The 14,102-nt window shown below is 58.5% G+C and carries 10 protein-coding genes; 3 read left to right on the top strand and 7 right to left on the bottom strand.

Annotated features, from left to right (window positions below):
• Nucleotides 1–97: 97 nt before the first annotated feature.
• Genes ACFL9S_RS00190 through bcsR form a run of 5 tightly spaced genes read right to left on the bottom strand, consistent with a single transcriptional unit; the run spans nt 98 to nt 8,876 of the window.
• Nucleotides 98–3,076: a cellulose synthase subunit BcsC-related outer membrane protein gene (locus ACFL9S_RS00190; protein ID WP_405259590.1), complete on the bottom strand. Its 2,979-nt coding sequence runs from the start codon at nt 3,074–3,076 to the stop codon at nt 98–100.
• A complete protein-coding gene (gene bcsB, locus ACFL9S_RS00185; protein WP_405259589.1) occupies nt 3,073–5,337 on the bottom strand; it encodes a cellulose biosynthesis cyclic di-GMP-binding regulatory protein BcsB in 2,265 nt (754 codons plus the stop codon). Before bcsB ends, ACFL9S_RS00190 begins: the two co-directional genes overlap by 4 nt.
• A 10-nt stretch (nt 5,338–5,347) precedes the next feature.
• A complete protein-coding gene (gene bcsA, locus ACFL9S_RS00180) occupies nt 5,348–7,957 on the bottom strand; it encodes a UDP-forming cellulose synthase catalytic subunit (protein ID WP_405259588.1) in 2,610 nt (869 codons plus the stop codon).
• Nucleotides 7,954–8,685, bottom strand: coding sequence for a cellulose biosynthesis protein BcsQ (gene bcsQ, locus ACFL9S_RS00175; RefSeq protein ID WP_405259587.1), 732 nt, complete (start codon nt 8,683–8,685; stop codon nt 7,954–7,956). The genes bcsA and bcsQ overlap by 4 nt, the downstream gene beginning before the upstream one ends.
• Nucleotides 8,685–8,876: a cellulose biosynthesis protein BcsR gene (gene bcsR / locus ACFL9S_RS00170; RefSeq protein WP_405259934.1), complete on the bottom strand. Its 192-nt coding sequence runs from the start codon at nt 8,874–8,876 to the stop codon at nt 8,685–8,687. The genes bcsQ and bcsR overlap by 1 nt, the downstream gene beginning before the upstream one ends.
• Nucleotides 8,877–9,048: 172 nt before the next feature.
• Between bcsR and bcsE the strand changes: the two genes are divergently transcribed.
• The 3 genes from bcsE (at nt 9,049) to bcsG (ending at nt 12,433) form a co-directional block, all read left to right on the top strand.
• Nucleotides 9,049–10,593, top strand: a complete 1,545-nt coding sequence (gene bcsE, locus ACFL9S_RS00165) for a cellulose biosynthesis protein BcsE (protein ID WP_405259586.1) — start codon at nt 9,049–9,051, stop codon at nt 10,591–10,593.
• On the top strand, nt 10,593–10,781 hold the full coding sequence (gene bcsF / locus ACFL9S_RS00160; protein ID WP_405259585.1) for a cellulose biosynthesis protein BcsF: 189 nt from the start codon (nt 10,593–10,595) through the stop codon (nt 10,779–10,781). Before bcsE ends, bcsF begins: the two co-directional genes overlap by 1 nt.
• Nucleotides 10,782–10,867: 86 nt before the next feature.
• Nucleotides 10,868–12,433, top strand: coding sequence for a cellulose biosynthesis protein BcsG (bcsG, locus tag ACFL9S_RS00155; protein ID WP_405259933.1), 1,566 nt, complete (start codon nt 10,868–10,870; stop codon nt 12,431–12,433).
• A gap of 194 nt (nt 12,434–12,627) precedes the next feature.
• Here bcsG and ACFL9S_RS00150 read toward each other — a convergent pair whose 3' ends face one another.
• Both ACFL9S_RS00150 and bcsD read right to left on the bottom strand, forming a co-directional pair.
• On the bottom strand, nt 12,628–13,626 hold the full coding sequence (locus tag ACFL9S_RS00150) for a glycosyl hydrolase family 8 (RefSeq protein WP_405259932.1): 999 nt from the start codon (nt 13,624–13,626) through the stop codon (nt 12,628–12,630).
• Between the two features lie 11 nt (nt 13,627–13,637).
• Nucleotides 13,638–14,102 carry a cellulose biosynthesis protein BcsD gene (gene bcsD / locus ACFL9S_RS00145; protein ID WP_405259584.1) on the bottom strand — a complete coding sequence of 155 codons (465 nt, stop codon included), beginning with the start codon at nt 14,100–14,102 and terminating at the stop codon, nt 13,638–13,640.

The raw sequence follows: 14,102 nt of genomic DNA, 5'->3' as shown, positions 1-14,102 counted from the left end.
TATATCCTATGGCAGCCCCTTTTTAAGCAATCACACTCCGCAATCGTTCGTTTAAGCGTTTTCCTGGTCCTGGCGTCCAACGCCGGGGTTTATCAGATTATTTAAAATCCGCATACGGCGTCAAAGGCTGCGGCGGCATGTCCAGATCGCCCTCCCAGCCCGCCATCGAGTAACGCAGATACATCAAACCGTGGCTCGGGGTGTAATCCTTCGCCTGCTGAATATCCACGCCCAGGCCCAGCGTCCACTGTGATGATAGTCGCCGTTCCACCAGCGCCTGCAACGTGTAGCCAAACCCGCTGCCGCCGCCGTTACTGCCTGGCGGATTATCACGGGTCAGCGCGCCAAAACTCAGCGGATAGCGCGACTGGGCATCGGTTTTCGAATGGGAAACCGATACCGAACCACTGAGGTCAAATGACCAGTTTTCGCTACGCTGGCGATACGTCACCGGCACCGACAGCGAGGCATAACGCTGCGGGCTGTAGTAGCCGCCCTGGCCGAGGGAGTAATCACTGAGATCGCGGTCGTAGTGCCACAGCATCCCGTTCAGGCCCACGGTGGCACGGCGGTTGTTCTCGTTGATCAGCTTGTAGTAGTAGCCGCCCATCAGGCGTTCGCGTGCGTTATTCGCCACATTTTCCCCGGTGAGCTGATGAGCGCTGATATCAGCCCAGACGCCGTGCGCCTCGCCGCGATCGTAGCTCAGGCCAACCGCACCGCCCGTGGCGACCACGCCGCCCCAGGTCTTGCCGCTGGCCAGATTCGGGTCGCGCGCACCGGCAAAAGCCAACAGCGAGCTGGCAATCGGCCGCCGGGATGCCGTCAGCGACACGCCCACCTCGTCAATATCGGTATTCCAGGTCAGCCCGCCGACCCAGTGGGTGACCTCAAAACCGAGCGGCGTGGTGCCAATATCTGCGGAACCGCGCTCGCTGCGGTAACCCACGCCGATGCTGGTGCCATTCTGATGCTGTTTAATATCGCGAGTACAACGCGCATCATCGTTGGCACAGGTGCCAAAGTTTTCACTGATATTGCCGCTGCTGTTGCGTGAGAACGTCCCCGCCGAGACATCGACGTTATCCAGCCGCAGCCAGCTACGCCCGTCGTTCAACGGGGTTTCGGCCTGCAACATGGTGGTGTGCGCGGTGAAATCAGAGATCCCGCCGGTGCCTTTATTGCGCGAATAATCTTCTTCCAGGGTGAAGATCGTATCCTGCTGGCGATAGAGATCGGCACTGTCGCTGCGGATACCGCGCTTCAGCCAGTCGTCGTTTGCGTCAGCGCGCGTCAGCCGGGTAAAGGTGTCGTCATCGTCAGGCGGCTGCGGGGTGATGCCGCTGGCCACCATCGCCTGGCGATAATCCTTCAGCGCCACATCAGGCTTGCCCTGAGCGGCTTCCAGCCGTGCAGCGTCGCGCAGCACCCGCGCACTCAGTTCGGAAGGCCTCTCTTTTTCTGCCTGCGGCTTCAGCCCGGCATATAACGCAACGGCGCGATCGGTTTCCCCCACGCTGAGCCAGGCGTTAGCGACCCGATGCCCGTTACTGAGGCTGGCAGCGCTGACCGCAGGCGGCAGCGTTTGCAACAACTGCCGCGCAGCAGCAGGCTGGTTCTGTGCCATCTGCGCATCAATATTGTCGAGCAGGCGCTGGCTTTCCAGCCGGTCAAACAACGCCTGAATATCGGCCGTCCACTGCGCCTTTGGCAGCGTATGCAGCTGTTTCACTGCCGCCGCATCACGGCCACGCCCGGACAGCCACAGACCGTAAGCGTACACCTGCGCCGGGTCCTGCGGCTGGCGTCGGGCCATTGCCACCATTCGCGCATCGGCGGTGGCCGTTTGGCCGATCTCCCACAATGCTCCCGCATAGTGATAATTGAGCCAGACATCGTCCGGTGCGCCCTGTTGCGCCAGGCGATATTTCTCAACCGCCTGCGGCCACTTCCTCTGCTGTGCCAGCCGATCGGCCTCATCGCTGAACGCACTGCTACGCAGGCGGGCCAGCGTATCGCCCATCGCCCGCTGCTGTGCAACCGGCAGAGTATTGAGGAAATCCAGCGCATGCTGGGGAGACTGTTGTTGATAGAGCGCAGCCAGGCGGCGCAGCGCCGTGGTATTAGCGGGGTCAACGCGCAGTGCGTCACGGTAAAGCGGCTCGGCTTTTGCATTATCCTTACGTGCCAGCGCCACATCACCGAGGCCAATGCGTGCATAGCCATCGCGTGGGTCAAGCGGCCGGGCACGCAGGTACAGCTGCTCCGCCGTGTTGATATCCCCTTTCGCCAGCGCCTTATCGCCCTGCTCAATCAGCAGCCAGTATTGATTCGAACGCAGCAGGCTCTGCCACTTACTCACGTCGATGCCGTCAGGTGCCGCATCAATCGCCTGGCGGAAATACGCCGTAGCCGCCGCACGGTGACCGGCCTGCACCAGCGCCTGCCCCCGCACGCCCAGCGCGGTAGCACGGATATCCGCCGCAGAGCGGTCAACATTCTGCTTAACCTGAGTCATCGATTGTTGCAGCCCGGCGTTGCCCGGTGCCTGGATGTTCAGCGCCTGCATCTCTGCCAGCGCCCGATCCTGCTGGCCGGGCAGGCGTGCCACTAGCTGCCAGTACTCCAGCGCACTATCCCCGGAAGGGAAGTCACCGTGGAACAGGCGATCCCAGGCGGCACGTGCCTCCTCCAGCCGCCCCGATGCGGCCAGCAATCGCGCCTGCTGGAACTGCTGTCGCCCCTCAGGCGTGGTCAGCAGCATACTCGCCGCCGCCTGGCGTGCCGCCGCAGAGTTCGGCGCACGCTGTTTAAGATCGGCCATCAGCTGCGCGGCCCTGGCCTGATCCCCCTGACGCAACGCCAGACGCAGCTTAGCCGCCAGCACATCCGGGTTATCCGGGGCGATCTTATCCAGCCGGTAAAGCGACTGCGTGACCAGATCATACTTGTTGGTCGCTTCGCCGGTACGCACCTGCTGGAGCAGCCACGGCACCGGGGCAACATCCTGTGCCAGGCTGCCGGGGCTGAACGGCAACAGCAGAACGGGCAGTAACAGCCCAGGCCGCAACCTCACTCGTCATCCTCATCTTCATCAAGGCGGCGGCGGCTGACAGCACGCATCAGGCGCCAGACCAGCACGGCAAACAGGATCACCACCACGCCCGCCAGCGCGGCCAACCACAGCGGATGCGTTGCCAGGGCATTCCACAGACGCTCCCACCACGGCAAATGCCCGACGTAATACGTCTCACCCACGCGCAGGCTGTTCACGCCAGACTCACGAATAATCGACACCGAGCCAAACATCGCCGACCGCTTGCCGCTGTCGTTCATCGCGTTGGTCAGCAGCTGCCAGGCACGCGGGCTGTCGGCCAGCAGTGCCACCACGCTGCGCTGTTCAAAGAACGGAGACTGGAAGCCCACCACCGCCGCCATCGGCCCGGCAGAAACGATGGTGGTCTGGCTTTCCGACTGACGATCGGCCGCCGGGCCGTCAACATCATTGAGCACCGGCTGGCGCAGCGGTTTTTTCACCCAGCTTTTCGCCGCATCCACCAGCAGATTGACTTCACCGCCCTCTTTTAAATCTGCGGGCAGGCTGCCAATCATCAACAGATCCGCATCCTGGTCTTTCGCCTGCGCCCAGTTATCCGTCAGGCGCACCTTCAGCGCCGGATATCCGCTTTGCGCGCTGATGCTGGCCAGCGCATCCAGCATGGCGGTGACCTGCTCCGGCTGCGGCTGCGGGCTGACCAGCACCAGGGTTTCCGCCAGATCCGCCTGGCGGCTGAACGGGAATCCGGCGGTGGCAAAGGCGCGCAACGACGGCATTTCAATAAAGTGCCGATAGCCGGAGAAGTCGACGGTAGAGCTGCCGTCAATCAACACATGATTGGTCACCGGAGCCACCGTTTCGCAGCGACCATCGGCGGTACCCCCGATAAAAGTCGGTGCGTAATCAAAGTCAAATCGCAGTTGATTGACCACATCCAGCCGCAGTGCCGGAATCGTCAGGCTGGTGCTGCCATCCCGCACCCCCTGGACCAGCGGAATACGCAGCAGCTGTTTGCTGCGGTCGTTTTTGCGCGTTAACGGATAGTCCTGCACAAACTGGTTGTTCAGATGCACCGCCAGCCGCGAACCGTCATCCAGCACCGGCGAGGTGTAGCGATACTGCAAATTCATGTCGATACCGCGTGCGCGGATCAGGAACAGGTCCGGCGGCAGATTGAGCGTAAAGTTGAGCGGCGAGGGTTGCAGACCGTCAGACTGCAACTGCCCCTGATACTGCTGCAATTCGGCAAACGTGGTGGCACGGTCGGTACGGACCCAGTTAGGGGCATCGTAAGGCTGACGGTCGGCCAGCGGTTTCAGTGCATCCACAATCGATGATGGCCCGCGCAGCAGCAGTTCACCCTGGGCAACCCCCTGCACCGCCGTGACCAAATCATGATCGTCGCGGCCGAGGATCAGCAGCATTTTCTGATACGGATTGCCCGGCTGGCTGACAATTTCCACCGTTGGCTTCGTCACGGGGGGTCTGTCTTTCAGAAAATCCGGGCGTCTGTCGTTGGTGGCAAACACCACCGCATGTTCCTGCGCAGGCAGCTGGTTATACAGCACCGGGAAGGACTGCCCGCGCCACTCGACTTTGGTGCCAAACCAGGAGGCCAGAATGCCTGCGGCACGCTGCTCTGTCAGACCCGGTGTGCCGGAAAAGACCATCGGCAGCGTCATCGGGCGGCTGTCGCGTGCGTCAAAGAACGGTTCCGGGAAGTGCGACAGATCGTCGGTCAGCGGCAACTTTTGCAGCGTCAGATCCAGCCGACTCTCTTTGCCGATATCCAGCCAGATGGCGCTGTAAGCCGGGTTTTCGCAGATGTTAGTGTAATGTCCCACCAGTTCAAAACGGATGCGGTTAAAATCACTGATAAAGCGCGGGTCAATCGCCACCTGCACCTGGCTCGCGTTACCAAGCTGTTCCGCAGTCAGCGTCACCAGCCCGACCATTTCATCATTCAGATAGATTTTCAGATGCGACAGCGTGGGGATCAGCGCAGGCGACGGACGAAAACTGAGGGTGAGCAGCGCTTTTGTCGCCACTTCATCGCTGCGCACGCCGAATTCAATCTGCCCCTGCGGCCGGGTGCCACGCAGCATAAAGGCACCTGGCGGCGGTGCAATTTTGTCAAAACCCAGCGCCGACTCACGCACGGGCGCCGCCGGGATCAGGGATGAAGCCAACTGCGCCACGGGTGCAGGCGTATCGGCCGCCTGGCAAAGGGGCAGCACACCGATCAACAGCGCGGTAAACCAGCTTAATTTTATCGTCATCGTCTTATCATCACTGTTGTGTCACGGGGTCGCGCACGCGGCCCACACCATGAGGGAAAAATGACGTTATCCACGCCAGTAACGCGGTTAACCCCACAAACAACTGGCGCAGGCGCGGCGGCCCGTATTCTGCCAGGCGCAGATAGCCTTTAAAGCCCAAAATCACGATATCGACCAGACTGTGTACCGGTTTATCTTCCGGGAAACTGTCCTGCCACAGCGCCCAAGTGTCGGCACGGGCAAACGTGCATTGAATAAACTCCACGTGCTGCTGCGTGGTCAGCTCATGCAGGCGTATCCCCGCGCGCAGACCGAAGGTACGCTGGACGACGCAGGGAAAACTGAACTCCTGTTGCCCACGTTTCAGCAATAAAAACACCTGCTCGTCGGTTCGCAGCGCATCGGCTTCACGCAGTGCGACGCCCACACCACCATCCGAATAATCGCGCAGCGTACAGGGCAGTAGATGCCCGTCGGCACGGACAATCGCCGCAGGCATCGCCATTTCAACCCGGTGCGCTTCGCGGATCTGGCGGGCTTCAACCGACACCGCCACCGCACCGCCGAGGATCATCAGGTTGTAGAACACCCACACCAGGCTGACCAGCACCGTCAGGATCTCGTTTGCCGGCCCATAATGCAGCCGCCACACCGCGGCTATCACGCCCGCAATGTTAATCAGCACCAGGCACATATAGGGCCGGGTAATCACCCAGTCGAGGTGTTCTTCCTCCACCAGTCCGCCCTTAGCCGTGACGTTAAACTTCCCTTTATGCGGATTAAACAGCGCCACAGTGGTTGGCCGCGCGATATACCAGGCCAGCACCGTTTCATAGACTTCGCTCCAGAACGAGTGACGCCAGCGCCCCTGAATGCGTGAGTTGGTCAGGCTGGTATGCAGCATATGCGGCAACACATAGATGGCAATCGCCAGCGCCGGAGCAAAGATGATGTAGGCATGACACAGCAGAAAAGCCAGCGGCGCCAACAGGAAGATCAGGCGCGGAATGCCCGCGAGGAAGTGCAGCATGGCGTTGGCATAACACAGGCGCTGCACCAGCTTCAGTCCTTTACCCAACAGCGGATTGTCCAGACGGAAAATCTGCACCATACCGCGCGCCCAGCGGATACGCTGGCTGATATGCCCCGCCAGGCTTTCGGTTGCCAGCCCGGCCGCCTGCGGAATACGGATATACGCGGAGGTCCAGCCTTTGCGGTGCAAGCGCAGTGAGGTGTGAGCATCTTCGGTTACCGTTTCAACCGCAATACCGCCAATCTCATCCAGCGCGCTGCGCCGCAATACGGCACAGGAACCACAAAAGAAGGTGGCATCCCAGACGTCGTTGCCATCCTGTACCAGCCCGTAGAACAGCGTGCCTTCATTCGGGGTACGGCGAAAACGCCCGAGGTTGCGCTCAAACGGATCCGGTGAGAAGAAGTGATGCGGCGTTTGCAGCATGGCAAGCCGGAGGTCTTTGACAAACCAGCCCATCGTCATTTGCAGGAATGAGCGCGTCGGCACGTGGTCGCAGTCAAAAATCGCGATGAATTCGCTGCGGCAAACGGTGCTGAGCGCATGGTTGATATTGCCCGCTTTGGCGTGCTCATGAGTTTCACGCGCCAGGTACTGAATGCCCACGCTGGCGGCGAACGCCTGAAATTCCGGGCGATCACCATCATCCAGCAGGTAGATCGTCAGCTTATCCTGCGGCCAGTCGAGGCCCAGCGCCGCATAAATCGTCGGTTTCACCACGCTTAAAGGTTCATTGTACGTCGGCACCAGTAGGTCAACCGTCGGCCAGACGCGGAGATCCTCCGGCATTGACACCGGCTTACGTTTTAGCGGCCACAAACTCTGGAAATAGCCCAGCAGCAGAACCACCCAGGAGTAGGTTTCAGCGGCGATCAATAACAGGCCAAAAACCAGACTCACCGGGTCGTCCCAGTTAAGCGTGGCGGTATAACGCCACCACAGATAGCGGCAGGAGATGGTCAGCGACAGGACAATCATCATCATAATCGGCAGACGCCCCGGAATACGCCGCACCACCATCGCCACGCACCACAACACCAGCACAAAGATAAACTGTGTCCAGATATCGAACGGCTGCGAGATGCACAGCAGCGCCAGCGCCGTGGCGACCAGCACCGTGACGGTGAATACCGCTTTACGCAGCAGCGGAGGCAGACGGTCTAACCACTGCTCCCCGCGACGCTCCAGCCCGCTACGTTGCACGCGCTGCGGCAAACGATGCAGCCAGCGGTAAAAGCGTTTACGCCAGAGCGTCAGCGACCGGAAAGCATTGAGCCGCTGACGTTCACTGCGCCGCGAGGCATCAAGCGGCAAAATCAGCAGCAGCCACAGGCTCTGCACCAGATAACGCACAATATCGGCCGGGCGCGGGCGCTCCGGGGAGATCTGCGGATAAAGCTGGCGACGGCGGGCGCGAACCGGCTGCCACGCCGGGGATTCAAAACGCAGTAGCGTCCAGCCGAGTATCACCAGCAAACACTGCAATGCGGCCGTCAGCGCCGGGGTATGCTGGCGGCGATAACCGCGATAGCGCTGGTGCAGAGCCTGCCATACCGGGGGATTCAGCAGCCAGCGCAGCGGGTTCATTCGCCTCTCCCCTTCAGATTCACCAGGCACCAGGCCGCCAGCGTAGCGGCCTCTTCAGCGGCCAGGCTGAGCGGGCGATACTCACCCAGCGGCTGCTTGCTCAGCAGCGATTCGGCCAGCGCTTCATCACGGTGGATCAGCAGCGGGATCATGGCGGTCAGGGAGCTGAGCCACAGCTGGTGCAGATCCTGCTGGGCCTGACTTATCGGGGAAAACTGGTTGATCAGAAAGCGTGTATTGGCAGGAAACATGGCCTGATGCAGGCGCAGATGGCAGTTAGCATCGGGGGTCAGCACCATCAAATGGTGATCGACATGCGGCAGCAGCAGCTGACTGATCTGCGGCATATCCGCCGGGATATCCAGCAGCACCCAGTGATATCCGGCACGCAGGCTGGCGAACTGTTGCGCCCAGGGAGTGAGTAACGTTTCGGGCTGGCGCAGGTAATCCAGCGCCTCTGCACGCGGCAGCTGCCCGAAAGGAATAAAGTCGAGTTGTTCGGTATAACGCATGGCGCTCTGCTGCCAGGGCCGCTGATGCAATGCACTGTGCGCCCATCCGCGCGCGTGAGTCAGGGAAGCATTAAAATGCGAGCACAGTTGATTATGCGGGGAAAAATCTACGGCAACAGTGCTTTCCCCCAGGCGGTTAAGTGCCCAGGCGAGCGCTGCTGTAATAGACGTGGTCCCCACACCGCCACGCAATCCCGACAGGGCAACAATCGGCATTACTGCTCCTTTTTATGTAATGCATCCAATTCTGCCAGTAATGGCCAGCGGGCATGAATGCCAGCCAGCCTTTCCTGACGAGCAATATCGATATAACGAAATGCCGTCAGTGAAAAAGCGTCACGCAATGCACTGATGTCATCGGGTTGTTCACGATCGGGCTGTAAAGCAGGGCGCTGATTTTTACTCATCATTTCCGGTCATTATGCAGGAATCCCCCTGTTCATTATACAAAGATAGCGACTCTATAAATGATTCACTGGAACGTAGTAATTAGTAATGTATATTTAGCAGTATAACAATTGGTTTGAAAAAATCTCCCAGGCTCCCTTATGCTGGATTATCCCTGGTGCGAAGAATCTTATGACGATTTCATTTACCTTAGGGCTCGGACAGGTTCAAAATGAATTAGTGTTGCTGCAAGCGCCAGGATGCTACTGGGTCACAGTCAATCGGCAGGAAGATGCACGCCTGCTGGTGCGCCAGGTGATAGCCGCTCAACGCGCATTAACCCTGATAAGTACCACCGAGAAACCTCAGGCACTCCTGACACCAGCCCCCCAGAACGGGCCGGATAAAATTCCGTTATTTTCCCTGCCTGAAACCGCTGAGGCGCTGCTTTCCCTGACCGAAGACTTGTCACGTACGTTAGTGAACAAACCGCGATTTTTGATATTTTATACCGCCTTCAGCACCTGGGAGAAGTTATCTTCAACCGAATTAAATAGCTGGCTGAAGGCGATGCAAAAATGGTTAGCCTCCAGAAGATCAACCATGTTGATAATCACCTGCGGTTCTGGAATTAATAACCTGCGTAATGATTTGCAAACGCGTTACCGTCATTTAGAGGGGTTGTCACATCTTGAATGGCAGCATGACAGCTGGAATTACCGGGTTAACTGGTGGTGTAATAAAAGCGGTATGTTGGCGGATCGTGAACTCCGTCTCAGTTTACTTCATGAATCTTTCATACAGATTAACGACGCAGAGCAAAATATCCCGCTCACGTTAAATGATGAACATCTGTATCTGGCCGAAAAAAGTGTGCTGGAAGGCGCACCGCCGCTGTCCAGCGCATGGACCCTGTTTGATGACAACAGCCAACTCACCAGCCGCGCACTGCAGGCCAGCGCCGCCACGGTGATATTTAATCTTCATCACAATGACCAGATTGCTGCGCTGGCCGGGGATATCCATAGCCTGCGCCGCACACGGGGGAGTGGTCTTAAAATCGTGGTGCGTGAGATGGAAACGGCACTGCGCTACAGCGATGAACGCCTGCTGCTGGCCTGCGGTGTAAATGCCATTGTGCCGTTTAATGCCACCATGTCGCGTTTTCTGACCACGCTGGAAGGGTTAAAAGGCCAACGGTATAACCGCCATGTTCCTGCCGACCTTGGCATTCTGCTGAAATCCATGCAGCCGCTACAAGAGAAAGGCTATTTGACGCAGGAACATTTCTGCCGCTCCGTGACGCGGCTAATCAACAACACCATGCTGCCGGAAAATGGCAAAGGCCTGCTGGTTGCATTGCGTCCGGTGCCACAGCTTAGCCCCGATCAGGCGTTAACGCAGTGCAAACCCCGTCGCTACGGTGACCTGGTGACGCGCATTGGTGACAGGCTGTATCTGTTCCTCTCATCCTGCCGCTACACCGACCTGGACACAGCACTGAAGTATATCTTCAGCCTGCCGCACGACGAGATTTTCACTAATCGCCTGGTGTGGTTTGAAGATGTTCAGATCCTCTCGGAAGTGCGGCAAATCACAGAGCTGATGCCCACCGCCTGGCGTGATGCGCCCGAGGAAAAAGAGAGTGAGCCTGTCCCGGATCCGATAGCCAACCGGGTTCGTCTGGTGCCAGAGGACGTCACTCTCACTAGCCACTCTGACCGGGAGGAGCCGTGATGGTACTGATGGATGTGGTACAGATAGTCATTTTGATTCTGCTGATCCTGTTGCTGTTAAAACCTTTTTACAGCCGCTGGCTACCCAAACAATGGCACGGGATATTGCACCGCATTTTACCGCCACGCGCCCTCAAGTATGAAGGGACGTGGCGCCGCAAACCCTCTGGTTCGGATAGTAAAAAGTGACGGGCAATCGCACCACGGACTCGCCCTCCTCACCGAATTTATGGCGCTACTGGCGTGGCCTGGGTGGCTGGAACTTCTATTTTCTGATGAAGTTTGCTCTGCTGTGGTTTGGTTATCTGAATTTCCATGCGCTGAACAATCTGGTGTTTTTGGCCTGGCTGCTGATGCCTCTTCCGTCACCGAAGCTGCACCGCCTGCGTCACTGGATCTCGATTCCCATTGGCCTTGCTCTGTTCTGGCACGACACCTGGCTGCCGGGTCTGCAAACGCTGCTCAGTCAGGGCGGCCAGCTGGCCGGGTTCTCTGCCGACTACCTGCTGGATTTAGCCACCCGCTTCATTAACTGGCAGATGGTGGGCGGCGCTTTCGTGCTGTTGATACTGTACCTGTTTATTGCGCAATGGCTGCGCGTGACCGTGGTGGTCTCGCTGCTGCTGGTGTGGATCAACGTGGTGAATCTTGCCGGTCCCTCATTCACCCTGCTGCCAGCAGAAGAAGCCACGCCTCCCGTGGCGGCGCACCCGGCACCGGATACTCAGAAGAGTGCACCGCAGGGCATGGAAGAGACTCGTCCTCCCACCAGCGCCAACCTGACAGCACATCTGAATGCCTTTTACGCCAGTGAAAAGCAGCGTATGACGCCCTTCCCGGACACATTACCGACTGACTCAGCGCCCTTTGACATCCTGGTGATCAATATCTGCTCGCTCGCCTGGTCTGATATTGCGTTTGCCAAACTGCGCGATCATCCGCTGTGGCAGCATTTCGATGTGGTGCTGGATAACTACAATGCTGCCACGGGCTACAGCGGACCGGCGGGGATCCGCCTGCTGCGGGCCAGCTGTGGTCAGAGCTCGCACAGCGATCTGTATCAACCCGTTGATGAGCGTTGCTACCTGTTTGATAACCTGGCGAAACTCGGCTTTAAGCAGCAGCTGATGCTGGACCACCCGGGCGTGTTTGGCGGCTATTTGCAGGAACTGCGTGATGATGGCAATTTGCGTGCGCCGCTGATGTCGCAGGCCGGGCTTAAACCTGAACTGACCTCATTTGACGGTGAACCGGTGTTTAACGATGCCCAGCTGATGCAGCGCTGGCTGGACGACCGCCAGAAAAGCAGTGATGCACGCAGCGCCACCTTCTATAACCTGATCCCGCTGCACGATGGCACGCGAGAACTGGGCAGCAGTAAAACCGCACCGTGGCAGCCCAGGGCGAAGCTGCTGTTTGATCAGCTGGATGCCTTCCTGACCAGGCTGGATAAATCCGGTCGTCGGGTGATGGTGCTGGTCGTCCCGGAACATGGTGCCGCACTGGAAGGTGACCGGATGCAGATGTCCGGCCTGCGCGATATTCCCAGCCCGTCGATTACGCACGTTCCTGTCGGCATTAAGTTTGTCGGGATGAAGGCGCCCCATCAGCCGCCGCTGAATGTCAGTACACCGACCAGCCTGCTGGCGCTGTCTGAGCTGATTTCCCGCGTGGTGGATGGCCAGGTGTTTAATACCGCGAATGTGAGTATGGGAACATTAACCGCGAACCTGCCGCAAACGCCGGTGATTTCCGAGAATGATAATGCGGTAGTGATGATGTATCAGGGAAAACCCTGGATACGGCTGAACGGCGGGGATTGGGTGCCGTATCCGCAGTAGGGTCAACCCCGAAGCGATGATTTAGCCTGGCCGTTGTCGGGTCTGACCTTCTTTTCCGGTCGGAGCGGGATGAAGGTCAGCACGCACTGCTGTAGAGGCTGACCCTCTGTTCCGGTCAGCCTGTTGGGTGCCAATCATCAGCACGAGGCGACCGGAAAAAAGGGTCGCCTCCTACGGATTTTGATGGGTGATTTTTAACGGTCTTTATACGCCAGCCATGTCAGCAGATGCAGACTGGCGGAGTAGTAATCCTCACTGGCACTCAACGAATCATTCAGATAACCCGTATCATCCAGCGTCAAATCACGGACCGCCAGTAAGCCCCCCGCCATGTTGTAAGGCGCTTTATTATTGCTCAGCACGTCAATCCAGGCGGGCGTCTGCAAGCGCTGGAAGTTCATCCAGAAGCTCTGGAAAGGCACCAGTTGCAGCGATGCAGGATCATACCAGTGCAGATACAGCGGAACACGGATGGCATCATAACTGAAGCGCGGAGGCCAGGCGGTGGCCGGTGCCATTGAGCCATCAGCGTTCATCGCCACCCAGTCCAGCGGCAGCGCGCTGTCGCCAAAACGCATCGCAGACAGCAGCTGCGTACCATCGTTAATCAAGGCGTTCCACACCTGCAAATGGCTGCGGGCAGCAAAGTCACGCCACGCCGGGAAGACAAAGTAGGACGGGTTGAGGATCACATAGCTGGTCTTGTTAAAGCCCTGCGCGCCAGGCAGCATAATCGTACGCCCGGCAAAGGTGATCACATTGCGGTCAATAATCGTTTTTTGCAGACGATCGGACGCCTGCAAATACGCCGGTACGTTCCACTTATTGCCCGCCTTCAGCAGTGCCCAGGCGATCAACACATCGCCATCAGAGGCGTTGTTACGATCGCTGACCGGGTCGCTGGCACCGGGGGTGTATTTCCAGTAGAACAGCCCGTTGTTCGGGTTGCTGAGGTTCTTCTGCGTCCAGCGCCACAGGTTGTCAAAGCTGCTGCGGTCGTTGTAATACACCGCCATCAGCATGCCATAACCCTGACCTTCAGTGTGGCTGACATTTTTATTGCCAGTATCCTGAATACGTCCATCAGAAGTCATAAAGCGCGTTTTAAAACTGCTCCAGCCGTCTGCAGCGCTGGCCTGGGACACACCCAGCACCAGTGCGAGCAGAATCATGCCTGCCCTGAGCATTGCCATCATGGTATTCCTCACGCCTGGTAACGAAAGCGCAGTGAACTTTCACCGGTTTCTTCGCAGGTCAGCGATACGTTATCACCGCCTCCCTGACCGCGCAGCCAGCGGGCATACAGACCCAGCAGCACCGCCCCCAGCGCCAGACGCCACTGACGATCCGGCATCACACCATCACCCGGCGGCAGCGCCAGATGATCGATGACAATCGCCGTATCAGCAGGCTGCAAATCAACAAAGCCCCAGTTGAAGCGTGCCAGCACCTGATTGATCTGCGCTTCCAGATCCGCCACGGTAGCGATCGCGCCCAGCGGGTAACGGCTGGCAAGGTTATCGCCCATCTGACGTAAAAAGGCCTGACTTTCGCGCTCACCGGCGTTATTCAGCATGCCGTTAATCATCACACTCAGCAGATCAAACCAGCCCGGCTGATACTGCTGCTGACGGTAATACTGCAGAGTGCGTTCCTGTAACTGACTCAT

This window comes from Erwinia sp. AnSW2-5 (assembly GCF_045107195.1).
GTDB lineage: Bacteria > Pseudomonadota > Gammaproteobacteria > Enterobacterales > Enterobacteriaceae > Erwinia.
Note: the sequence above shows the minus strand (reverse complement) of the source record. Positions and strands in the feature narration are given on the sequence as shown.